This is a genomic window from Pseudomonas sp. MIL9 (genome assembly GCF_016887925.1).
Classification (GTDB): domain Bacteria; phylum Pseudomonadota; class Gammaproteobacteria; order Pseudomonadales; family Pseudomonadaceae; genus Aquipseudomonas; species Aquipseudomonas mohnii.
In genome coordinates this window covers 169,973-191,160 of record NZ_JAFEHE010000006.1, presented here as the reverse complement: position 1 = coordinate 191,160, position 21,188 = coordinate 169,973, and the positions used below count along the sequence as shown (strand labels likewise).

Genomic DNA, 21,188 nt, shown 5'->3' with positions numbered 1-21,188 from the left:
CTGACCCGCAGGTTTACAATCGACGCTCCTGATCAGGAGTAACCCCGTGCTGACTCATCTCGATTCCCAAGGTCGCGCCAACATGGTCGACGTCACCGAAAAAGCCGTGACGTTCCGTGAGGCGACGGCCCAAGCGCTGGTGCGCATGCTGCCCGAAACCCTGCAGATGATCGTCAGCGGCGGTCACCCCAAGGGTGATGTCTTCGCCGTGGCGCGCATTGCCGGCATTCAAGCGGCGAAGAAAACCAGCGACCTGATTCCCCTGTGCCACCCGCTGATGCTGACCGGCGTGAAAGTCGAGCTCAGTGCCGAGGGCGAGGACAGCGTACGTATCGTGGCGCGCTGCAAACTGTCCGGGCAGACCGGCGTCGAGATGGAAGCCCTGACCGCCGCCAGTGTGGCAGCGCTGACCATTTACGACATGTGCAAGGCCGTCGATCGCGGTATGACCATCGAAAGCGTGCGTCTGCTGGAAAAAGTCGGCGGCAAGAGCGGGCATTTCCAGGCAGATCAGCCATGAACGTCACGGTGAAATTTTTTGCCCGTTATCGCGAGGCGATTGGCGTGGACTCGGTACAGGTTCAGGGTGATTTCGCCACTGTCGACGACGTCCGGGCATTGCTGGCCCAGCGCGACGGCGCCGAGGTGCTGAGCGAGCAGAACCTGATGTGCGCGCGCAACGAAGACCTCTGCCAGCTCGACGAGCCGGTGAACGAGGGCGACGAAGTGGCGTTTTTTCCGACCGTGACCGGGGGCTGATCCATGGCGATTCGCGTGCAGTCCACGGCGTTCGATCCGGGAGCCGAAGTCAACGCCATGCACGATGCCAATGTCGGCGTCGGCGCAGTGGTGAGTTTTGTCGGCTACGTGCGCGACTTCAATGACGGGCTCGACGTGGCCGGAATGTTCCTCGAGCACTATCCGGGCATGACCGAAAAAGCCCTCGCCAGGATTGCCAGCGAGGCCGAACAGCGCTGGCCGCTGCTCAAGCTGGAAGTGCTGCATCGCATTGGCGCGCTGGAGCCGGGCGAGCCCATCGTCTTTGTCGGCACCGCCAGTGCGCACCGTCAGGCCGCGTTCGACGCCTGCGCCTTTGTCATGGACTACCTGAAAACCCGCGCACCGTTCTGGAAGAAAGAAAACACCAGCGACGGCCCGCGTTGGGTCGAAGGGCGCGACAGCGATCATGCGGCGGCGGATCGCTGGAAGCAGTAAGTTCTGCGGCGTTTCCAGGTAAGCCATCGCGAGCAGGCTCGCTCCCACATTGCAACGGCAAACACAGGCCCACTGTGGGGGCGAGCCTGCTCGCGATGGCGTCATCCGCACCACCAACACTTTTACTGACTCCCCTCCCGACCACCGGCCGATACGGGCTGCATTTGTCTGATTGACGAATAATACGTAAAAGTCCAGTATGGAATTCTAAGTACAAAAACGGCTTTCCCTGTTTCAACTCTTTCTTCTGTCTTGCCAAACCAACAACAACCCGCGAGAGAACGAACATGAAGAAGTTTCCCCTCATCACCGGTCTGGCCCTGAGCCTGTTGGCGTGCAGTAGTCTGTTTGCCGCCGAGAAAACCTTGCGCATCGGTATCGAGGCCGCTTACCCGCCGTTCGCTTCCAAAACCGATAAAGGCGAAATCGTCGGTTTCGACTACGACATCGGGAATGCTCTGTGCGCCCAGATGAAGGTCAAGTGTGTGTGGGTTGAAGGCGAGTTCGACGGTCTGATTCCTTCCCTGAAAGTGAAGAAGATCGACATGGCGCTGTCGTCCATGACCATCAACGACGACCGCAAGAAGTCGGTGGATTTCAGCCACAAGTACTACTTCACTTCATCGCGCCTGGTGATGAAGGAAGGCGCGGTGGTGGATGACCAGTACGCCAGCCTCAAAGGCAAGACGATCGGCGTGCAGCGCGCCACCACCACTGACCGTTATGCCACCGAGGTGTTCGAGCCCGAAGGTATCAACGTCAAGCGTTACAGCAACAACGAAGAGATCTACATGGACCTGGCGGCCGGTCGCCTCGACGCCATTTTTGCCGACACCATTCCGCTCAATGACTTCCTGTCGATGCCGCGCGGTAAGGGCTACGCGTTTGTCGGGCCTGAGTTGAAGGACCCGAAATATGTTGGCGAGGGCGCCGGGATTGCCGTGCGCAAGGGTAATGCCGAGTTGGTCAGCGAGCTGAACACCGCCATCGACGGCATTCGCGCCAATGGCGAATATCAGAAGATTTCCGATAAGTACTTCAAGTCCGACATCTACGGCGACTGATCTACCGCCATCGCCAGCAGGCTAGCTCCCACAGGTTTTGTGTACGCCGCAAATCCCCTGTAGGAGCCAGCCTGCTGGCGATGGGGCCAGACCAATCAACACAGCCGCTAGGCTTTCAATTCCTTCAAATGCTTGTACACCGTCGCCCGTCCCATGTTCAGCACATTGGCCACATAGTTCGAAGCGCTTTTGCCTTTGAAGGCCCCTTCGGCGTGCAGCGCCAGCACCAGTTCGCGTTTGTGGTCGCGGGTCAGCAGGTTCAGGCTCAGTTGCCGCTCGCGCAGCCAATTGTGCAGGAAGGTGTTGATGCGCTCCTGCCAGTCATCGCGAAACAGTGAGTCCGGTTGCGGAATCAGTTTGGTCGGCGACAGAAACAGGTCCAGCGCCGCCTTGGCGTTTTCAAACAGCGAAATATTCAGATTGATGCACAGCACCGCCACAGGATGACCGTCGCGGTCGCGCAGGACGGTGCTCAGGCTGCGAATTTTCTGACCATCCCAGTTGAGCTTTTCATACGGCCCGATATTTCGTTCGGTGACATCGTCGCTGAGCATGTCTTCGAGCGCCGAGTCGTCGCCTATCTCCCTTTTCGACAGGTTGTTGGCGATGTAGTCGACCTTCTGCGTGCGCAAGTCGTGCAGCACCACTTCGGCGTGGGGAAAGAACAACGTGGCGATGGCGTCGGCAATCGCCCGGAAGTTATCCAGGGAGGCGTCGTTCAGGGCCGGGTCTTTTTCGGGGGCGTTCATCACATGGGGCTCCGGGCAGCTTCAGCGCCCCGAAAAACGGGGCTCTGAAAGTGTGCCGCAATCGTGTCGGCGCGTCACCTGAGGGTGAGGATCAGCCCAGGCGGGCAGGGGAGAGCATGGCGGCGTTCAGGCCGAAGCGCGTGAGTGGCTCGGGCAATGCTTCACCGCGCACCAGGGCGGCGCTGGCCTGGCCCATGGCAGGCGAGGTCTGGATGCCATAGCCGCCCTGTGCCGCCACCCAGAACAGGCCTGGCACCTGTGGATCGAAACCGGACAACAGGTCGCCGTCACTGACGAAGCTGCGCAGGCCGGCCCAGGTGCGGGTCGGACGGCGGATGGTCAGGGTCGTGGCTTCTTCGATCTGGTAAATGCCCATGGCGATGTCCAGCTCCTCAGGCTGCACATCGTGGGGTTCTACCGGATCGGCGTTGGCCGGTGAGCCGAGGAACATCCCGGCATCGGGTTTCATGTAGAAGGACTCGTCGAGGCTGACCAGCATCGGCCAGTGATGAATGTCCACGCCCTCGGGGCCGGCGAAAATGAACGCCGCGCGCCGCTTGGGTTGCAGGCCCAGGGGTTTGGCGCCGGCCAGTTCACCGATCTTGTCGGCCCAGGCGCCAGCGGCGTTGATGATGACCGGCGCGCTGAAGGTGCCGGCGTGGGTCTGTACCTGCCACACGCCTTCGGCGTCGCGGCTCAGGCCCAGTACTTCGCAGTCTGTATGGACTTCGCCTTTGTGGCGGCGGATGCCGCGCAGATAGCCCTGGTGCAGCGCGTCGGTGTCGATGTCGCTGGCGGTCGGGTCGTAGATCGCGCCGTGGACTTTTTCCTGGCGCAGGATTGGCAGGCGGGCGCAGGCCTCTTCGGCGCTGAGCAATTGCATCTCGGGCACCGTGGCCTTGGCGCTCAGGTATTGATTGTTCAGTTCGGCCGGGTCGCCGGTGAAGTCCACGGTCATTTCGCCGCGCGGGGCGAGCAACGGGTGCTCGCAGAAGCCGGTGGGTGGCGTGTCGAAAAACGCGCGGCTGGCCTGGGTCAAGGCGCGAACCTGCGGCGTGCCATAAGCGGCGGTGTACAGCGCCGCCGAGCGACCGGTGGAGTGATAGGCCGGATGGGATTCGCGTTCGAGCACGATCACGCGCCCGTGCTGCGACAGCCAGAAACCGGTGGAAGCGCCGGCAATCCCGCCGCCGATGATGATGAAATCTGCGTGGCTCATGAACGTCTCCTGTTATCGGTCATCCCTGTAGGAGCCGGCTTGCTGGCGATCGCATCGCCGCGGTGTAAATGATGGACCGTGGCGTCTGCATCGCTGGCAAGCCAGCTCCCGCAGGGTGGGGTGTTATGGTTGTAGGCGGTAGATGGCATTGGCCAGCGCGATGTCTTCCAGGCCCAGGCCGATGGAGCGGAAGAACACATGGCGATGGTAGTCAGGGCGCTGCACTTTCTCGCTCAGCAGATCGGCCAGGTCGCCGACAATCGCATCGTTATTCCAGCCATGTTGTTCGCCGGCAATCAGCATCTCGCCGGCCGAGCCGGGGGTGGTCAGACGATAGTCACAGAATACCTGCATGTCATTGAGGCTTTGTGGCGGCACTTCGTGGGCGCGTGGGGCGTTGGTGCTGATGGAGGTGATCAACGCCGGTTTGCGCAGGCTGGACGGGTCGATCACCGGGCCGGCGGATGAGGTGCAGAGCATGATCACCTGCGCGTCGACGACAGCGGCTTCGCGGCTGTCGACGATGGTCAGGCGTGGCTCGATGCTTTTCAGCAGGGCCACGGTTTCAACGTCGTCGCTCAGGTTTGGCGAGTACAGGCTGATGCTCTGCCAGTCGCGCAGGTGCTTCACGTAGCGCAAATGCGCCTGGGCGACCTTGCCGCTGCCGATGATTGCCAGGCGAGTCGCTTTGAGCGGTGCGAGTGCATCGACCGCCACGGCGGTCGTCGCGGCGGTGCGCGCCGTGGTCAGTTCGCCCGCATCGCACAACAGCAGCGGCTGACCGGTCTGCATCGACATCAGCAAGGTCCAGGCGGTCACCAGCGGGCCTTGTTCGCGCACGATGTACGGCGACGTCTTGACCCCGTAAACGCCTTCTTTGGCCAGCACACCCAGATAGTTGATGAAGTCGCCGGCGCCCTGGGGAAACTCCACCAGTTGCTGCGCCGGTTGCACCGCCTGGCCGGCGGCGAGGTCGCGGAACAGGTTGCGCATGATCTGCGGTACGTCGACCTGGGCCAGCCACTCACGGGCCTGCGGTTGGGTGATCACATGGGGGCTGTTGGTCATGGTGGCTCCGGGTATCGGGATAAACTAATTTGTCCATTATGGACATTTAAATATCGCGAGCAAGCGCCTGTTGAAAAAAAGCCGGGCGAAAAAAAGGCGCAGTCCGTTTCCGGCTGCGCCTCTTTCTATGCGTCGTCCGTTACGGACGCTTGCGCTCAACCGCACGCAGCAGGTGCGTCGGTGGCGTTTCACAGCTGATCTTGCGACCCAGCTTCTCTTCGATGGATGGCAGCTGGTAGGAGTCGTCTTCACCGGCAAAACTGATGGAGACACCGTCGGCACCAGCACGACCGGTACGCCCGATGCGGTGCACGTAGTCGTCCGGGACTTCCGGCAGGGTGAAGTTGATCACGTGGCTGATGCCGTCGATGTGGATGCCGCGCCCGGCCACGTCGGTGGCGACCAACACACGGATCTTGCCTTCGCGGAAACCTTCCAGGGTCTTGATGCGCTTGTGCTGCGGCACGTCGCCGGACAGCTGCGCCGCATTGATGCCATCACGCACCAGGCGTTCTTCGATGCGCCGCACTTCATCCTTGCGGTTGGCGAACACGATCACCCGCTCCCAGCCGTTATCGTTGACCAGGTTGTAGAGCAGTTTGTACTTGTCGGCAGCGGCCACCGCGTAGATGTGCTGCTCGACGTTTTCGTTGGCAACGTTGGTGATTTCGATTTCGACGATGGCCGGGTCGGTGGTCCACTGCTTGGCGAGGTTCATCACGTCTTCGGTGAAGGTCGCGGAGAACAGCAACGTCTGACGCTCGCTCTTGGGCGGGGTCTGGCGAATGATCTGGCGCACTTGCGGGATGAAACCCATGTCGAGCATGCGGTCGGCTTCGTCGAGCACCATGACTTCGACCATGTCCAGGTGCACGTCGCCGCGCTGGTTGAAGTCCAGCAGACGGCCCGGCGTGGCGACGAGGATGTCGCAGTGACGGGCCTCGAGGTGCTTGAGCTGCTTGTCGAAGTCCATGCCGCCGACGAAGGTCATGACGTTGAGGCCGGTGTACTTGGTCAGGTCGGCGGCGTCCTTGGCGATCTGCACCACCAGCTCGCGGGTCGGCGCGATGATCAGTGCCCGTGGCTCACCCATGTAGCGCTCTTTCGGCGGCGGGGTTTGCAGCAGTTGGGTGATGATCGAGATCAGGAACGCAGCGGTCTTGCCGGTGCCGGTCTGGGCGCGGCCGATGGCATCTTTGCCCGCGAGGGTGAAGCCCAGCACCTGTGCCTGGATCGGCGTGCAATACGGGAAACCCAGGTCCTGGATGGCGTGCATCAGTTCCGGGGCGAGTTTGAAATCGTGGAAGCGGGTTTTGCCTTCCTGCGGCTCGACGACGAAATCTTCGAGTTTCCAAGGGATTACCGGGGCCTTTGGCTTCGGTTCGCGGCGCGGTTTGGCGGGTTTCGGTGTTTCGTTGCGAGGTTGTTCGGAAGTGATTGGCGCCGCAGGTTCGACGGCCGGAGCGGGCTTGGGCTCGTGTTTCGGTGCCGCTACGGTAGCGGCCCGACCAGACGGATGACCGTCGGCGCGGTGGCTGGGCGTGTGAGACGGAGCGCTGGGGACTGGCGCGAGTTGCTCAGTCTCGCTTTTACCGAACATTTTCTTGAGTGCTTTGAGCACGGTCATCTCATCAATTGGTTAAGGAATGTACGCCGGCCAGTGTAATGCAAGAATCGGGCGCGGCGTAGTGGGATGGATCAAAGGGTGTTTTTAAACATTCGGTTTAACGCAAGCGCTCGGTGAGCCAGACGCCTATGTCGCGAATTTCCTCGGGTAACACTTCGTGACCCATTGGGTATTCCTGCCATGTCACGGTGACACCACGCTGTTTCAAATGCTCGTAGGCGGTTCGGCCCATCGAGTTTTGCACGACATCGTCGTACTGACCGTGCAGCGACAGCACCGGAATGCGCTGCTGGCTGGCGGACAGTTCCAGGGCGTCGCTGAACGTCGGTGCATAGGTCGAGAGGGCAAGTACGCCGCCCAATGCTCCCTGCCATTTCAGGAACGCGGTGTGCAGTACCACGGCACCGCCCTGGGAAAAACCGGCCAGAAAAATCCGCGAGGCGTCTATTCCGGCTGCTCGTTGCACATCGATCAGCTGGATGACCCGTTGTGCCGATTCCTCCAGTTGTTCACGGTTGATCGCGCGCGCCGGACTCATGGCCAATATGTCGTACCAGCTCGGCATCTTGTAACCACCATTGATAGTGACAGCACAGGTGGGCGCCTGGGGGAGTACGAAGCGGGTGGTCAGCAAGGTTTCCTGCAGCGCTTCGGCGACCGGCAGGAAGTCGTAGCGATCGGCGCCAAGGCCGTGCAGCCAGATGACGCAGGCGTCTGCGGGCTTGACGGGTTCTAGAATCAAGGGCTCGGTCATGGCTGCTCCAATGTTGTGCATGCGCGCTCATTAAGTGCGAGGTCTGAGTGCGCGTCCGGTTGATCAGTTAAGTAGATGTCGCAAGGCTGAAAGTTTTGCTCTTGACCTGCGCCTGAAACGATTTTGCAAGCGGTGTGGTACGGGGTTTGCTATGCACATGCTCGTACGAAAGATCCTACGCCTGTCGGTAACACTATCAGTGTACCGCTGACCGTGGGAGAGCAAAAAATCCGGTGATGGATGTTCGCCAGTGGCCGCTACGGGCTTCGCGAACGTGAAGGGCTACAGCCCGTTCGGCCGACTGGTGAGAAGTGAGTTGTCCCTGATGTGGATTTTCTCCTACTAGACTCATAGCTACGGTCCTACGTCGCTTGACCCTAAAAAAAGCCAACAAGGGTCAACAATGCCTCAAAAGGGTGCGATTGGACCACGCTCCGACACAACAAGAGCAAAACTGGAGGTTTGAATGAAGATGTTGAAATCCACCCTGGCAGTCGTGACTGCAGCCGCAGTACTCGGCGTCAGTGGGTTCGCTCAGGCGGGCGCGACCCTGGATGCAGTGCAGAAGAAAGGTTTCGTACAGTGCGGCGTCAGCGATGGCCTGCCTGGTTTCTCGGTTCCAGACTCCACCGGCAAGATCGTGGGCATCGACGCGGACTACTGCCGCGCGGTGGCTGCAGCTGTTTTCGGCGACGCGACCAAGGTCAAGTTCAGTCAGTTGAACGCCAAGGAGCGCTTCACCGCGCTGCAGTCCGGCGAAATCGACATCCTGTCGCGCAACACCACCATGACCAGTTCCCGTGACGCAGGCATGGGTCTGAAATTCCCCGGCTTCATCACTTACTACGACGGCATCGGTTTCCTGGTTAACAACAAGCTGGGCGTCAAGAGTGCCAAAGAGCTGGACGGCGCGACCATCTGCATCCAGGCCGGTACCACCACCGAGCTGAACGTTTCCGACTACTTCCGTGGCAACAACCTGAAGTACACCCCGATCACGTTCGACACCTCCGACGAAAGCGCCAAGTCGCTGGAATCCGGTCGTTGCGACGTACTGACTTCCGACAAGTCCCAGCTGTTTGCCCAGCGCAGCAAGCTGGCTTCGCCTAAGGACTACGTGGTTCTGCCGGAAACCATCTCCAAGGAGCCATTGGGCCCGGTCGTGCGTAACGGCGACGACGAGTGGCTGGCCATCGTGCGCTGGACTGGCTACGCCATGCTCAACGCTGAAGAGGCCGGCATCACTTCGAAGAACGTCGAAGCTGAAGCCAAGTCCACCAAGAACCCGGACGTTGCCCGTCTGCTGGGTACCGACGGTGAATACGGCAAAGACCTGAAAGTGAAAAAGGACTGGGTTGTCCAGATCGTCAAGCAAGTCGGCAACTACGGCGAAGTGTTCGAGAAAAACCTCGGCAAGAGCACTCCGCTGGAAATCGACCGCGGGCTGAACGCCTTGTGGAACGCTGGCGGCATTCAATACGCACCACCAGTGCGCTGATGGTTCTATCACCCGGTGGGCCAACCACCGGGTGATGTTCTGTTCCATTATTTGCGGGGCACTTCATGCAAAATTCAATCGGCGCACCAAAGCAGAGGCTCAGCCTCAGCGATCCGAAAGTGCGTGCGTGGCTATTCCAGATCATCACCATTGTCGCGGTGGTCTCGATGGGCTGGTATCTGTTCGATAACACACAGACCAACCTTCAGCACCGGGGCATTACCTCGGGCTTCAGCTTTCTGGAGCGCAGTGCCGGGTTCGGCATCGCTCAACACCTGATCGACTACACCGAATCGGACACATACGCCCGGGTGTTTGTCATCGGTCTGCTCAACACCCTGTTGGTGACTTTCATTGGCGTGATCCTGGCGACGATCCTCGGTTTCATCGTCGGTGTGGCGCGGCTGTCGAAAAACTGGATCATCGCCAAGCTGGCGACGGTGTACGTGGAAGTTTTCCGTAACATTCCGCCGCTGCTGCAGATCCTGTTCTGGTACTTCGCGGTGTTCCTGACCATGCCGGGGCCGCGTAACAGCCATAACTTCGGCGACACCTTCTTCGTCAGCAGCCGTGGCCTGAACATGCCGGCCGCGCTGACGGCAGACGGTTTCTGGCCGTTCGTGGCCAGCGTGGTCGTGGCTATCGTCGCCATCGTGCTGATGTGCCGCTGGGCCAACAAACGCTTCGAAGCCACCGGTGTGCCGTTCCACAAGTTCTGGACCGGCCTGGCGCTGTTCCTGGTGATTCCGGCGCTGTGCGCGCTGATCTTCGGCGCGCCGCTGCATTGGGAAATGCCGAAGCTGCAAGGCTTCAACTTCGTCGGTGGCTGGGTGCTGATCCCGGAACTGCTGGCCTTGACCCTGGCCCTGACGGTGTACACCGCGGCGTTCATCGCCGAGATCGTGCGCTCGGGGATCAAGTCGGTCAGCCATGGCCAGACCGAAGCGGCGCATTCGCTCGGCCTGCGCAACGGCCCGACCCTGCGCAAGGTGATCATCCCGCAAGCCCTGCGCGTGATCATTCCGCCGCTGACCAGCCAATACCTGAACCTGGCGAAGAACTCGTCGCTGGCGGCCGGTATCGGTTACCCGGAAATGGTCTCGCTGTTTGCCGGTACGGTGCTGAACCAGACCGGGCAGGCGATCGAAGTGATTGCGATCACCATGAGCGTGTACCTGGCGATCAGTATCAGCATTTCCTTGCTGATGAACTGGTACAACAAGCGCATTGCGCTGATCGAGCGGTAAGGAAAAGCGCATGAGTACTCATACTTTCAAACCCGACATGCCACCTCCGAGCAGCAGCATCGGTGTGGTGGCGTGGATGCGCGCGAACATGTTCTCCAGCTGGCTCAATACCCTGCTGACCCTGTTTGCGTTCTACCTGATCTACCTGGTGGTGCCGCCGATCCTGCATTGGGCGATCCTCGACGCCAACTGGGTCGGCACCACTCGCGCCGACTGCACGAAGGAGGGCGCCTGCTGGGTGTTCATCCAGCAGCGCTTCGGCCAGTTCATGTACGGCTACTACCCGCCGGAACTGCGCTGGCGCGTGGACCTGACGGTGTGGCTGGCGGTCATCGGTGTGGCACCGCTGTTCATCTCGCGCTTTCCCCGTAAAGCAGTGTATGGCCTGAGCTTCCTGGTGCTGTACCCGATCATTGCCTACTTCCTGTTGCATGGTGGTCTCTTCGGACTGACCAACGTGGCGACCAGCCAATGGGGCGGCTTGATGCTGACCCTGGTGATCGCCACCGTCGGTATTGCCGGTGCGTTGCCGCTGGGGATTGTCCTGGCCCTGGGCCGTCGTTCGAACATGCCGGCGATTCGTGTGGTCTGCGTGACTTTCATTGAGTTCTGGCGCGGCGTGCCGTTGATCACGGTGCTGTTCATGTCCTCGGTGATGCTGCCGTTGTTCCTGCCCGAGGGCATGAACTTCGACAAACTGCTGCGGGCCCTGATCGGTGTGATCCTGTTCCAGTCAGCCTACGTGGCTGAAGTGGTGCGCGGTGGGCTGCAAGCGATTCCCAAGGGGCAGTACGAAGCCGCTGCGGCGATGGGCCTGGGATACTGGCGCAGCATGGGCCTGGTGATTCTGCCGCAAGCCCTGAAGCTGGTGATCCCCGGCATCGTCAACACCTTCATTGCCCTGTTCAAGGACACCAGCCTGGTGATCATCATCGGCCTGTTCGACTTGCTCAACAGCGTCAAACAAGCCGCCGCCGACCCGAAATGGCTGGGCATGGCCACCGAAGGCTATGTATTCGCAGCCCTGGTGTTCTGGATTTTCTGTTTTGGTATGTCCCGCTACTCCATGCATTTGGAACGTAAGCTCGACACTGGCCACAAGCGTTAGGAGTTCTTTTATGAGCGAAGCAATCAAACAGCCTGTGAGCCCTGAAGGCATTATTCAGATGCAGGGCGTAAACAAGTGGTACGGCCAGTTTCACGTACTCAAGGACATCAACCTCAACGTCAAGCAGGGCGAGCGTATCGTTCTGTGTGGTCCGTCGGGTTCCGGCAAGTCCACCACCATCCGCTGCCTCAACCGTCTGGAAGAGCACCAGCAGGGCCGCATCGTGGTCGATGGCGTGGAGTTGACCAACGACCTCAAGCAGATCGAAGCGATCCGCCGCGAAGTCGGCATGGTGTTCCAGCACTTCAACCTGTTTCCGCACCTGACCATTTTGCAGAACTGCACCCTGGCACCGATGTGGGTGCGCAAGATGCCCAAGCGCAAGGCCGAGGAAATCGCCATGCACTACCTGGAGCGCGTACGCATTCCGGAGCAGGCGCATAAATTCCCGGGGCAACTGTCCGGCGGTCAGCAGCAGCGTGTGGCGATTGCCCGTGCGCTGTGCATGAAACCGAAAATCATGTTGTTCGACGAACCGACTTCGGCACTCGACCCCGAGATGGTGAAAGAGGTGCTGGACACCATGATTGGCCTGGCCGAAGACGGCATGACCATGCTCTGCGTAACCCACGAAATGGGCTTCGCCCGTACCGTGGCCAACCGCGTGATCTTCATGGACAAGGGCGAAATCGTCGAACAGGCTGCGCCGAACGACTTCTTCGACAACCCGCAGAACGACCGCACCAAGCTGTTCCTGAGCCAGATCCTGCATTGATCGACCCTCGGCAGTGAAATAAACCCGGACTGAGTTCCGGGTTTATTTTTGCCCGAAGAAATCCCGACCCCTGTTGGAGCGAGCCTGCTCGCGATGGACGTTAACGTTAACGCTGATTTCCTGATGCCCCGCGGCGTTCTCTCGTCCATCGCGAGCAGGCTCGCTCCTACAGGTGGTTGCCGTTGCGGAACAAGCTGACTAACATGCCAGGAAATTCATCCTATGATTGGATGACAGGGCGAATCCAATGTCTGAAATCTCTCCATTAGTTAAACGATCCCTGGTCGATCAGGCCCTGGATCAGTTGCGCCTGCGTATCAACCAGGGTGTCTGGGTGGTGGGTCAGCGCTTGCCCACCGAACCCGAGTTGTCCACCGAGCTGGGCATCAGCCGCAACACCGTGCGTGAAGCCATGCGGGTGCTGGCGTTTTCCGGGCTGATCGAGATCCGCCAGGGCGACGGCAGTTATTTGCGGGCGGTGGTCGATCCACTGGACACGCTCAAGGCGTTGTCCCGTTGCTCCCTCGAGCAGGCCCGGGAAACCCGGCACATCCTCGAAGTCGAGGCCATCGGCTTGGCCGCCTTGCGTCGTACCGATGAAGACCTGCTGGCGTTGCGCGAGGCGCTGGGGGTGAGCGGCAGTCACTATCACGGCGATCTCGATACTTACATCGCCTGCGATCTGGTGTTCCACCGCCGTCTGGTGGACGCCGCGCACAACCCGACCCTCAGCGAGCTGTATCGCTACTTCTCCAGCGTGGTCGGCGCGCAGTTGCGTCAGACCCTGAACATCGTCCCGCGCCGACAGGAAGTGTTCGACCTGCACATCGCGTTGCTCGATGCGGTCGAGCAACGCGACCCGGAGCGGGCCAAAGCCTTGTCGAGGCAGTTGATCAATGAACCTTGAAACCGGGAGCACCATGACCAGCGATCCAGGCAACACCGCTCAACCCAAACGCACGGCGGAGCTGGAAGAGCTGCTGATCGACGCCGAAGCCGATGATGAACAAGTCCAGCAAACCCGACCGGTCTTGCGCCGGCCATGGCTGTTGCTGTTGGGCCTGATTCTGGTGGCGCTGAACCTGCGCCCGGCACTGTCGAGCATGGCGCCGATGCTCAGCGACGTGTCGAAAAGTCTCGGGTTGTCGGCGGCCCAGGCCGGTTTGCTGACCACCTTGCCGGTCCTCTGCCTGGGGCTGTTCGCGCCGCTGGCGCCGCTGCTGGCGCGACGTTTTGGCGCCGAGCGGGTGGTGCTGGGCATCCTCCTGACCCTGGCCGGGGGGATCATTCTGCGCAGTTCCATTGGCGAGATCGGCCTGTTCGCCGGCAGTGTGCTGGCCGGTGCCAGCATCGGTGTGATCGGCGTGCTGCTGCCGGGTATCGTCAAGCGTGACTTCGCCAAACAGGCCGGGACCATGACCGGCGTCTACACCATGGCCCTGTGCCTGGGCGCCGCCATGGCCGCAGGTTCCACCGTGCCGCTGAGCGAGCATTTCGACAAGAGCTGGGCAATGGGGCTCGGTTTCTGGGTGATCCCGGCACTGGTTGCCGCCGTGTTCTGGTTGCCGCAAGTCGGCCAGAAACACGGTGCGCACAACGTCGCCTACCGCGTTCGCGGACTGCTGCGTGACCCGTTGGCCTGGCAAGTGACCTTGTACATGGGCCTGCAATCGTCCCTGGCCTACATCGTGTTCGGCTGGTTGCCGTCGATACTTATCGGCCGTGGCCTGACGCCGACCCAGGCCGGTCTGGTGCTGTCGGGTTCAGTGATCGTGCAACTGGTCAGCTCGCTGGCTGCACCGTGGCTGGCCACTCGCGGCAAGGATCAGCGCGTGGCCATCGTGATCGTCATGGCGCTGACCCTGGGCGGATTGTTCGGTTGCCTGTACGCGCCGATCGAAGGTTTGTGGGGCTGGGCGATCGTACTGGGGCTGGGGCAGGGCGCCACGTTCAGCCTGGCATTGACCTTGATCGTACTGCGCTCGCGGGATTCCCATGTGGCGGCGAACCTGTCGAGCATGGCCCAGGGATTCGGCTACACCCTGGCCTCCATGGGGCCGTTCGCGGTGGGCATCGTGCATGACTGGACCGGCGGCTGGAATGCCGTGGGCTGGATCTTCGGGGTCATCGGCCTGGGGGCGATCATCGCTGGCCTGGGGGCCGGTCGTGCGCTGTATGTGCAGGTCGAAAGCGAAAAAGTCTGAGGGCGGCGCTACAGATAAAGCACTTCCAGGCTTGCCGCTCCATCGAGAAGGACATCGCTGCTCAGGTCGAGCGCTGAGGTGGGCGCGATGACGGTTTCGAGGGTCACGCGACTGCTCAGGTTCTGAATGGCGACGGGGCCCGCGGTGCTGCCCGCTATCTCGGTAAAACCGAGATAGCTTCTGGCGCCAATCGGTATCGGCTCGCTGCGCGACGGGCTCCAGGCCCGGCCTTCGGTGGTGGAGTCGGTCCGATAGACCCGAGGCAGTGCATCCACCACGGTTTGAGCCGGATCGAAGTGCAGGGCGTACAGACCGATCCTGTTGCCACTGCGATCAAGATTCAGGCCGTAATGGATTTCGCTGTTAACGATGGCCGTACCGCTACGATCGTCGCGCATGCGCAAGGCGAATCGCGTGGGTGATTGGCAACTGATGGCGAAGGCGAGGGACTTGTCTGGTAGGCGCGTTCGTTTATCGCTGTTCAGATCCTGCCGGGAAATTTTTCCGTAATCGACCAGGCCGTTGGGAAACAACGATGGCGTGCAGGCGGCGGGGGTAAGGAGACCTTTGACGGTCAAGTCCGTTGTTGATGCTGCCAGTACGCCATGAGTCGGGTTGATCAATAGAACAGCTGCAACGGGCGCAAGAAAGTGTTTCAACGATCAGTTCCTCTTCCAGGTTGAGGCGAGTGAGGCTGAACCACGCGTGATTTCGCACGGCGAGTGATTCAGCGGGTACTTACAGGTACATCACTTCGATGCTTGCCTCTCCGTTGATGCTTTCCTCGTCAGTCAGTGTCAAACCGTTTGCCGGGGCAATGGCGGTCCTTACATATAGCTGTGTGTCGAGATATTTCACCGGGATCGGAGAGCCGAGATCAGAGTGATGAGCGACCGATACGAGATTGCTCGGACTCAAGTCGTCGTAATCCTCCCAGCTTGCTCCGCCATCGTACGAGGCAATGGTGGTGACCCGCTGCCCGTCCGCCAGTGGATTTCTTACACTAAGCCAGATCGCACCCAGTTTTTCGCCGGCCTTGGTGAGTCCTATACCAAAGTAACCCGGTTCATATTCAGTACCCGCCATGTGATCGATTGCATTCAGTGCGAGCAGGGTCGGCGCGTCACACGCTACGGTCAATTGCAATGTGTGGGTGCTTACTAATGTGCTGGTGTTTGGATAAAGGGTATGCGAAGGGATTTTCCCTATGTCAATCTGCCCGCCTTCGGACAGGCTCGGCGAGCAGGCGGCCGGCGTGATGACCCCGGTAACGGTCAGGTCGGTCGACGACGCCAGGGCATAGGGCGCAATGCTCATCAGGGCGGTGGCGGAGAGTGCTGCGAAGTATTTTTTCATGTCGGTCATTGCTTCATCCTGGTGGTTGTTTACCGCACCCGGTCCCCGAGGATCGGGTTGGGTATTGATGCAAAACCACTCGCCCGAACGCTGCGAGCGGCTCAGCGTCGGGTCTTACTGGTAGGTCATTTCCAAAGGCGCGGCGCCATCCATTACGACCTCATCGGTCAAGGTCACGCCGTCGGCGCGAACGGTTCGGCGTCATGCGCTTAGAGGTACTTCACTTCGATGGTGGCCGAACCATCCAGCGTGACTTCATCGGTCAGGGTCAGGCTGTCGGCGCGAGCGATATACGTCTGAACATCCAGGTCCATCGCCAGATCCTTGATGGGGGTGGGAGTGATGGGGCCGCTGGCAGCGGCGAATGCGCTCAGTGACTCGGGGATTAACCAGTTTCTGAGCTCCCAACTTGCGCCGTCGTCTTCCGATTCGATCATCCGCACAGCATTGCCGTCCGCGACGGGGTTCTGGCCGGCCAGGTATACAAAGCCGATTTTTTCGCCGGCGTCGGTCAAGCCCAAACCAAACCAGCCATTGGATGATGTACCTGCCTTGTTGTCCGTTGAGTCCAGGGCAAACAACGTCGGGGCATCACAGGCGATGGTCATTTGCAGCGTTTGAGGTGGGAGTATGGTTTCTTTGTCTTGATTGAGGTCTTTTGCCGAGATCTTGCCGTTGTCCACCATGCCACCGCCGGACAGGCTCGGTGTGCAAGCCTGTGGCGTAATGACGCCAGTGACCGTCAGGTCGGTACTGGAGGTCGCGAGGGCAAAGGGCGCGACGCTGATCAGAGCGGTGCTGGAAAGTGCCGCGAGATACTTCTTCATATTGGCTAATGCTTCTTTTCAGTGGTTGTTTCCATCCCCTTGCCAAAGGTGCCGAGGAAGGAAGTGTGAGCCGAACCACTCGCCCAGACGCCGCGAGTGGTTCGGCATCGGGGGGTTAGATGTAAGTCATTTCAAATGTCACGGCACCGTCCATGACCACTTCGTCGGTCAGGGTCAGGCTGTCGGCGCGGGTGATGTTGGTGTTGACCTCGAGATCCATGGTGAGGTCTTTCACAAACAGCGGGGTGCTCAGGTCGGTGGTGGAACCGACTGACAGGAGGTATCCGGGGCTTGTTACCCAGGTTGCCTTCCAGGTTTTACCCTCGTCGTCGGAGTCGATGGCCTGTGCCGCCACGCCGTCTGCCAGGGCATTTTTGACATCGACGCGAACCCAGCCCAGTTTCTCGCCTGCGTCGGTCAGGCCCAGGCCGAACCAGCTTGCCATAGAGGCCGTGCCGGCCTGGCGATCGATGGGCTTTAATGCAAACTGAGTCGGCCCATCGCATGACACCGCCAGTTGCAGCGGATGGGTGCCGACCAACGTATCCTGCACTGGGTCCAGATCCTTCGCCGAGATCTTGCCGTTATCCACGACACCGCCGTTGGACAGGATCGGTGTGCAGGCAGCCGGGGTGATGACACCTGTGACCGTCAGGTCGGTTGACGACGCGAGGGCATAAGGTGCAACGCTGACCAGAGCGGCAGTCGACAGGGCCACGAAGTACTTTTTCATTTTTTTCCTTTTTGCTGGTTGATTCCTTGATTCGCCCAAGGCGCTCCATTGCGCCCCGGGGTCAACAAGGTGGGTTGGGTGTTACAGGTAAATAATCTCGATCGTTCCCGAGCCATCGAGCTGGACGGCGGTGCTCAGGTCCAGGGTTGAGGTGGGCGCAATGACGGCCTCGACGGTGACGCCGGTTGTCAGGTTCTGAATCGCGACCGGGCCTGCGGTGCTGCCGGCGATGTCGGTAAAGCCCAGGTAGCTTTTCTGGCCGACGGGGATCGGGCTTGTACTGGCCGTGCTCCAGGCCGCGCCTGTGGTGGTGGAGTCGGTTCGGTACAGGCGCGCAAAGCTGTCGGCGCTGGCATCGGCCGGATCGACATTCAGCGAATACAGGCCGATCTTGTTGCCACGGTTATCGAAGGCCAGGCCGTAATAAATCTCACTGTTGACCGTCGCCGAGCCTGCGCGGTTGTCGTGCATCACCAGGGCAAAGTGGGTCGGCGCATCACAATCGACCCGCAGCGTCAGGGTCTTGGGCGGCAGTCGAGTGCCCTGGTCGGTATTCAGATCGCTCTTGGACAACCTGCCAAAATCGACCAGGCCGGCGTTGGACAGCACCGGCTCGCAAGCCCCCGGCGCGAAGCGGGCACGCAGGATGGCTTCCCGGGAGCGGCCTGCCGCGACTGCGTCGAATACCCCCGTGGTTTCCCAGGTCACGGCGTCACGCACCCGCATCGCTTGTTCCTGAGCCCAGGCGGTCACCTCGATCTGCGCGGAGAAGCTCCGACCCTGCACCGTTGTACCGGCGCTTACTGGCACGATGCCGTGTTCCGGGCGCCAGATCAGGGTCGATGCGGTTTCCACAGGTGACTGGCCGACATTGGAAATCAGTCCCAAATCGACTGATTGCCCATCGAGTACGCCATCGCGTACACGCATTTCATAGCTGCCGCGCTCCGCGAAGTAATAGCGTTCGGCGGTCGCGGCCATGGCGCGGTAGAACACGCTCATGTCGGTGGGCTGCGAACAACTCAGGTTGAGGCCCAGGCGACGTTCGCCCAAGGTACGTACCGGTGTTGTATCGATGCGTATCGCACGGTTCATCAAGCCGTAGTCGAGCACGGGCTGGCTGAGGCTGAGCTGACAGTCCTGCGGCAACGCCCAGGCGTGAGATGAGAAGGCGCCCAGCGTCAGGGGGGCGAGGAATGGCAGCAGGTAACGGGACAGGTTCATCAATTATCCTCAGAGGGCTCGGCACTGGGCAACGGCGGTTTCGTAGTACGCCTCGGCGTCGGCTTTGGCCGGCAGCTCGAAATCCAGTCGGCAGCGCTCAAGCCCCGGCGCGGTTATCCACAGAGGGCGCAAGTCGAGAACGTTGGGCAAGAACACTTGGCCGGCGTCCTGAACCAGCGTCACGAACTCGCCGTCCTCGGTATTCACCGTCGCGCCTCGGGGCAGTGGTGTGCCCTGGCTCGTGGTGACCTTGAGCAAGGCGCGGCGGGTCATCGTGACCCCGAACTCGACGCGGTCGACCGCACCACGACCGGCCGATATCACGGCCATGCCGTTGTTGATATCGATGTTGCGCGGTAGCGAACGGGTATCGATTTCCACCGCACTGCGGCCATAGGCAGCGACTTGCGGGACCACCGCCTGACCTTGCCCGTCGGTCCAGACCGGGCCGCTGGGGGTGTTGACCCTGATGGCGTCCATCTCACCGACGGACAGCAGGGCGAAGGTGTCGCGCACCGGATAAGGCGACAGCGTCAAGCCACCGCCATGCAGCACGGCGCCGCCGCGGGCGCCGGCCTGATAGCTCGAGCGCTCGGCGTCGGAACGGGTGTAACTGAGGTCCAGCTGGCTGGAGCGCGGCAGCAACGAAACGCCGGCAGTGGACTGCATCTGTTTGTCGCGGGTGTCGTGTTCGACGCCGATCCGATAGCCGAATCGGTCGTTGACCCGTTCGTTCAGGCCGACACCGCTGCGGTACTCGCCAGCGGCACTGCGCACCCAGGTTCGTGCCCGGCGACTTTCGCCCAGGGGAATGCTGAGATTCAGGTAAAGACTGTTATCACTGCGGCTCGCCCCGCTGAGTTGCCATTCAGCGCTTGCCGAAACGGACACCCCGCCGATGCTGGTGCCCCAGGACGCCAGCGCACGACTGTTGCTTTGACCGTCGAATGAAGACGAGCGACTCATGCCGCCGCTGAAGGTGCCCAGGGCCGGGTGTGACCAGGCCAGCGCGACGCTTTGCCGATCGCGGTAACGGGACTTGTCGTTGTCTGAAGCGACGCTGAAAACGGCATCCTCAAGTTCGCGGTAGCCGAAGGTCCGGTACGAGCTGCCGGCGTTGATCGACCACTGGTCATCGAATCGATGGGATGCGCTCAGGTCGCCTTGGAGGCCGCGGGATGGGGCGCGTCCAACGGCATGGGCACTCAAAAGGCCGGCCTGAATCTGCGTCTCGGTCGAGGGCAGCAGGCCGAGACTGAAGCCAGTCGCACGATAATCGGCAGCGCCGGTCATGCCCGCGCTGAACTGCAATCGAGGATCCAGCGCTGCGCTCCAGCCACCGCTGATCACCCATGGATCGCCATCCTGAGCCTCACTTGTACTGCGTACCTGGCCGGCTCCCAGCGAGAAGCCGGGCGCGGGCAGGCCGATACCGAGCATGGCGGCCGGCACGGTAAAGCTGCGCTCACTGCCGTCCGCCTCTTTGACCGTGACTTCCACATCGGAGCGATTGTTGAGCCGACGCACGTCATTCAAGGAAAACGGACCGGCGGGCACCACCGTCGTATGAATCAGCGAACCGTTCTGTCTGACTTCGACCTGCGCCTGGCTGTGCGCGATGCCTTCGATCACCGCGTTTTGGCCTTCGACCCGCAGCGCCTGTTCGGTCATGACTTGCACACCGGTTATCTGCGCACCGGCGAGCACCGGGTTATAGAGATTGATCTGTCCGGCCTGCAGCACCGCTTGCTGACTGGCGAAGGTGCGCTGGGCATAGGCCGCCAAATGGCTGGTGCGCGACACGTCATCCTGCCGGGTCTGCACCTGACGACTGCGTACGATCCAGTCGCCGGCGTTGAAACCCAGTTCGGTATTGGCCGACAGATAACGGCTCGACTGATCGCCGAAGTGGCTGTGCAGGCTGTTGACGTCGTAATTGAGCAGACCGGCGAAGCCACCGGTTTGGTAGCCGGTAAAGTCCCGGGTTGTCGGGCGGATCGAGTCAGTGGGCACGATCAATGACAGGCCCAGGCTGGCCGGGTCCGGGTCGATCACGGTTTGTGGCCAGGCGCCGAGGAAGTCGTGACAAGGCTGATCATCCTGCGTGCCAGCAGGAACCTTCAGATTTGCTGTGTCGAGCAGGGCCTGGTCAAAGCACAAGTCACCCTGGCGACTGAACGCGGCATCCACCCGCCCACGGCGCTGACCGTTGACCGTGAGCGTGACCGGATGCCGGCCCGCGGTGAAGCGTGGCGCTCGTAGCAGCAGCGTCGCCAGTGCCGGGTCGATACCACGTTGCTCCAGCGTTCTCTTGTCGAACGAGGTCAGCAGCGGCGAGTCGGCCAAGGCGTCGGCACCGACATCGGTCAGCACCAGTGCATTGGCCAACCCCAGCCCCACCCAGGCTCGGGATCGCGGAAGGCGAGCGTTCGCCACTCGAATCGCGGGCATGGCTTCGCCATCACGGTAGGTCGATACGGTGTTCATGGAGTTCACTTGTCTTAGGCCAGCGTGCTGCTC

21 protein-coding genes are annotated in these 21,188 nt (G+C 61.0%); 10 read left to right on the top strand and 11 right to left on the bottom strand.

Translation table 11 applies throughout. The features are described from left to right. Positions 1–46: 46 nt before the first annotated feature. The 4 genes from moaC to JQF37_RS09245 all read left to right on the top strand — a co-directional run bounded on the left by moaC (position 47) and on the right by JQF37_RS09245 (position 2,279). Positions 47–520, top strand: coding sequence for a cyclic pyranopterin monophosphate synthase MoaC (gene moaC, locus JQF37_RS09260; protein WP_046820460.1), 474 nt, complete (start codon positions 47–49; stop codon positions 518–520). After that, the gene (moaD, locus tag JQF37_RS09255; RefSeq protein ID WP_130204423.1) at positions 517–759 is read left to right on the top strand and encodes a molybdopterin converting factor subunit 1; all 243 of its coding nucleotides are present in this window, start codon (positions 517–519) and stop codon (positions 757–759) included. The genes moaC and moaD overlap by 4 nt, the downstream gene beginning before the upstream one ends. A gap of 3 nt (positions 760–762) precedes the next feature. Continuing rightward, positions 763–1,215 (top strand): molybdopterin synthase catalytic subunit MoaE, encoded by a 453-nt coding sequence (gene moaE / locus JQF37_RS09250; protein ID WP_130204424.1) that lies wholly within the window; start codon positions 763–765, stop codon positions 1,213–1,215. Between the two features lie 287 nt (positions 1,216–1,502). Next, the gene (locus tag JQF37_RS09245; protein ID WP_130204425.1) at positions 1,503–2,279 is read left to right on the top strand and encodes an ABC transporter substrate-binding protein; all 777 of its coding nucleotides are present in this window, start codon (positions 1,503–1,505) and stop codon (positions 2,277–2,279) included. A 107-nt stretch (positions 2,280–2,386) separates the two neighbouring features. Here JQF37_RS09245 and JQF37_RS09240 read toward each other — a convergent pair whose 3' ends face one another. The 5 genes from JQF37_RS09240 to JQF37_RS09220 form a co-directional block, all read right to left on the bottom strand. Continuing rightward, positions 2,387–3,028 (bottom strand): PAS domain-containing protein, encoded by a 642-nt coding sequence (locus tag JQF37_RS09240; protein ID WP_130204426.1) that lies wholly within the window; start codon positions 3,026–3,028, stop codon positions 2,387–2,389. 91 nt (positions 3,029–3,119) lie between these two features. Next, positions 3,120–4,247: an FAD-binding oxidoreductase gene (locus JQF37_RS09235; protein WP_130204427.1), complete on the bottom strand. Its 1,128-nt coding sequence runs from the start codon at positions 4,245–4,247 to the stop codon at positions 3,120–3,122. Between the two features lie 123 nt (positions 4,248–4,370). Next, positions 4,371–5,315 (bottom strand): ornithine cyclodeaminase family protein, encoded by a 945-nt coding sequence (locus JQF37_RS09230; RefSeq protein ID WP_130204428.1) that lies wholly within the window; start codon positions 5,313–5,315, stop codon positions 4,371–4,373. A gap of 139 nt (positions 5,316–5,454) precedes the next feature. Next, the gene (gene rhlB, locus JQF37_RS09225) at positions 5,455–6,942 is read right to left on the bottom strand and encodes an ATP-dependent RNA helicase RhlB (protein ID WP_130204429.1); all 1,488 of its coding nucleotides are present in this window, start codon (positions 6,940–6,942) and stop codon (positions 5,455–5,457) included. A 97-nt stretch (positions 6,943–7,039) separates the two neighbouring features. Then, entirely contained in the window at positions 7,040–7,696 is a 657-nt protein-coding gene (locus JQF37_RS09220; RefSeq protein WP_130204623.1) for an alpha/beta hydrolase, read from the bottom strand. A 466-nt stretch (positions 7,697–8,162) separates the two neighbouring features. Here JQF37_RS09220 and JQF37_RS09215 point away from each other — a divergent pair, with 466 nt between their 5' ends. The 6 genes from JQF37_RS09215 to JQF37_RS09190 all read left to right on the top strand — a co-directional run bounded on the left by JQF37_RS09215 (position 8,163) and on the right by JQF37_RS09190 (position 14,528). Next, positions 8,163–9,194, top strand: coding sequence for an amino acid ABC transporter substrate-binding protein (locus tag JQF37_RS09215; RefSeq protein WP_090464863.1), 1,032 nt, complete (start codon positions 8,163–8,165; stop codon positions 9,192–9,194). Between the two features lie 65 nt (positions 9,195–9,259). Then, positions 9,260–10,441: an amino acid ABC transporter permease gene (locus tag JQF37_RS09210; RefSeq protein WP_130204430.1), complete on the top strand. Its 1,182-nt coding sequence runs from the start codon at positions 9,260–9,262 to the stop codon at positions 10,439–10,441. Positions 10,442–10,451: 10 nt separating this feature from the next. After that, positions 10,452–11,549, top strand: coding sequence for an amino acid ABC transporter permease (locus JQF37_RS09205; protein WP_130204431.1), 1,098 nt, complete (start codon positions 10,452–10,454; stop codon positions 11,547–11,549). Positions 11,550–11,559: 10 nt separating this feature from the next. Next, a complete protein-coding gene (locus JQF37_RS09200) occupies positions 11,560–12,324 on the top strand; it encodes an amino acid ABC transporter ATP-binding protein (RefSeq protein ID WP_003171943.1) in 765 nt (254 codons plus the stop codon). Between the two features lie 247 nt (positions 12,325–12,571). Next, the gene (locus JQF37_RS09195) at positions 12,572–13,231 is read left to right on the top strand and encodes a FadR/GntR family transcriptional regulator (RefSeq protein WP_130204432.1); all 660 of its coding nucleotides are present in this window, start codon (positions 12,572–12,574) and stop codon (positions 13,229–13,231) included. Continuing rightward, on the top strand, positions 13,221–14,528 hold the full coding sequence (locus tag JQF37_RS09190; protein ID WP_130204433.1) for a CynX/NimT family MFS transporter: 1,308 nt from the start codon (positions 13,221–13,223) through the stop codon (positions 14,526–14,528). Before JQF37_RS09195 ends, JQF37_RS09190 begins: the two co-directional genes overlap by 11 nt. Before the next feature lie 8 nt (positions 14,529–14,536). On the opposite strand, the gene JQF37_RS09185 is transcribed toward JQF37_RS09190, so the two are convergent. The 6 genes from JQF37_RS09185 to JQF37_RS09160 form a co-directional block, all read right to left on the bottom strand. Further along, positions 14,537–15,187 (bottom strand): DUF1120 domain-containing protein, encoded by a 651-nt coding sequence (locus tag JQF37_RS09185; protein ID WP_130204434.1) that lies wholly within the window; start codon positions 15,185–15,187, stop codon positions 14,537–14,539. A 79-nt stretch (positions 15,188–15,266) separates the two neighbouring features. Next, positions 15,267–15,893 carry a DUF1120 domain-containing protein gene (locus JQF37_RS09180; protein ID WP_223272639.1) on the bottom strand — a complete coding sequence of 209 codons (627 nt, stop codon included), beginning with the start codon at positions 15,891–15,893 and terminating at the stop codon, positions 15,267–15,269. A gap of 200 nt (positions 15,894–16,093) precedes the next feature. Beyond that, positions 16,094–16,711: a DUF1120 domain-containing protein gene (locus JQF37_RS09175; RefSeq protein WP_130204435.1), complete on the bottom strand. Its 618-nt coding sequence runs from the start codon at positions 16,709–16,711 to the stop codon at positions 16,094–16,096. Between the two features lie 115 nt (positions 16,712–16,826). After that, positions 16,827–17,444 (bottom strand): DUF1120 domain-containing protein, encoded by a 618-nt coding sequence (locus JQF37_RS09170; protein ID WP_130204436.1) that lies wholly within the window; start codon positions 17,442–17,444, stop codon positions 16,827–16,829. Between the two features lie 81 nt (positions 17,445–17,525). After that, positions 17,526–18,668, bottom strand: a complete 1,143-nt coding sequence (locus JQF37_RS09165; RefSeq protein ID WP_130204437.1) for a DUF1120 domain-containing protein — start codon at positions 18,666–18,668, stop codon at positions 17,526–17,528. Between the two features lie 9 nt (positions 18,669–18,677). Continuing rightward, entirely contained in the window at positions 18,678–21,155 is a 2,478-nt protein-coding gene (locus JQF37_RS09160; RefSeq protein WP_130204438.1) for a fimbria/pilus outer membrane usher protein, read from the bottom strand. Positions 21,156–21,188: the final 33 nt, after the last annotated feature.

What these genes read in the sequence shown, in the direction of transcription:
- moaD (WP_130204423.1), top strand. Translation starts at nt 517, where the DNA reads ATGAACGTCACGGTGAAATTTTTTGCCCGTTATCGCGAGGCGATTGGC.
- moaE (WP_130204424.1), top strand. Translation starts at nt 763, where the DNA reads ATGGCGATTCGCGTGCAGTCCACGGCGTTCGATCCGGGAGCCGAAGTC.
- JQF37_RS09245 (WP_130204425.1), top strand. Translation starts at nt 1,503, where the DNA reads ATGAAGAAGTTTCCCCTCATCACCGGTCTGGCCCTGAGCCTGTTGGCG.
- JQF37_RS09240 (WP_130204426.1), bottom strand. Translation starts at nt 3,028, where the DNA reads ATGAACGCCCCCGAAAAAGACCCGGCCCTGAACGACGCCTCCCTGGAT.
- JQF37_RS09235 (WP_130204427.1), bottom strand. Translation starts at nt 4,247, where the DNA reads ATGAGCCACGCAGATTTCATCATCATCGGCGGCGGGATTGCCGGCGCT.
- JQF37_RS09230 (WP_130204428.1), bottom strand. Translation starts at nt 5,315, where the DNA reads ATGACCAACAGCCCCCATGTGATCACCCAACCGCAGGCCCGTGAGTGG.
- rhlB (WP_130204429.1), bottom strand. Translation starts at nt 6,942, where the DNA reads ATGACCGTGCTCAAAGCACTCAAGAAAATGTTCGGTAAAAGCGAGACT.
- JQF37_RS09220 (WP_130204623.1), bottom strand. Translation starts at nt 7,696, where the DNA reads ATGACCGAGCCCTTGATTCTAGAACCCGTCAAGCCCGCAGACGCCTGC.
- JQF37_RS09215 (WP_090464863.1), top strand. Translation starts at nt 8,163, where the DNA reads ATGAAGATGTTGAAATCCACCCTGGCAGTCGTGACTGCAGCCGCAGTA.
- JQF37_RS09210 (WP_130204430.1), top strand. Translation starts at nt 9,260, where the DNA reads ATGCAAAATTCAATCGGCGCACCAAAGCAGAGGCTCAGCCTCAGCGAT.
- JQF37_RS09205 (WP_130204431.1), top strand. Translation starts at nt 10,452, where the DNA reads ATGAGTACTCATACTTTCAAACCCGACATGCCACCTCCGAGCAGCAGC.
- JQF37_RS09200 (WP_003171943.1), top strand. Translation starts at nt 11,560, where the DNA reads ATGAGCGAAGCAATCAAACAGCCTGTGAGCCCTGAAGGCATTATTCAG.
- JQF37_RS09195 (WP_130204432.1), top strand. Translation starts at nt 12,572, where the DNA reads ATGTCTGAAATCTCTCCATTAGTTAAACGATCCCTGGTCGATCAGGCC.
- JQF37_RS09190 (WP_130204433.1), top strand. Translation starts at nt 13,221, where the DNA reads ATGAACCTTGAAACCGGGAGCACCATGACCAGCGATCCAGGCAACACC.
- JQF37_RS09180 (WP_223272639.1), bottom strand. Translation starts at nt 15,893, where the DNA reads ATGACCGACATGAAAAAATACTTCGCAGCACTCTCCGCCACCGCCCTG.
- JQF37_RS09175 (WP_130204435.1), bottom strand. Translation starts at nt 16,711, where the DNA reads ATGAAGAAGTATCTCGCGGCACTTTCCAGCACCGCTCTGATCAGCGTC.
- JQF37_RS09170 (WP_130204436.1), bottom strand. Translation starts at nt 17,444, where the DNA reads ATGAAAAAGTACTTCGTGGCCCTGTCGACTGCCGCTCTGGTCAGCGTT.
- JQF37_RS09165 (WP_130204437.1), bottom strand. Translation starts at nt 18,668, where the DNA reads ATGAACCTGTCCCGTTACCTGCTGCCATTCCTCGCCCCCCTGACGCTG.
- JQF37_RS09160 (WP_130204438.1), bottom strand. Translation starts at nt 21,155, where the DNA reads ATGAACACCGTATCGACCTACCGTGATGGCGAAGCCATGCCCGCGATT.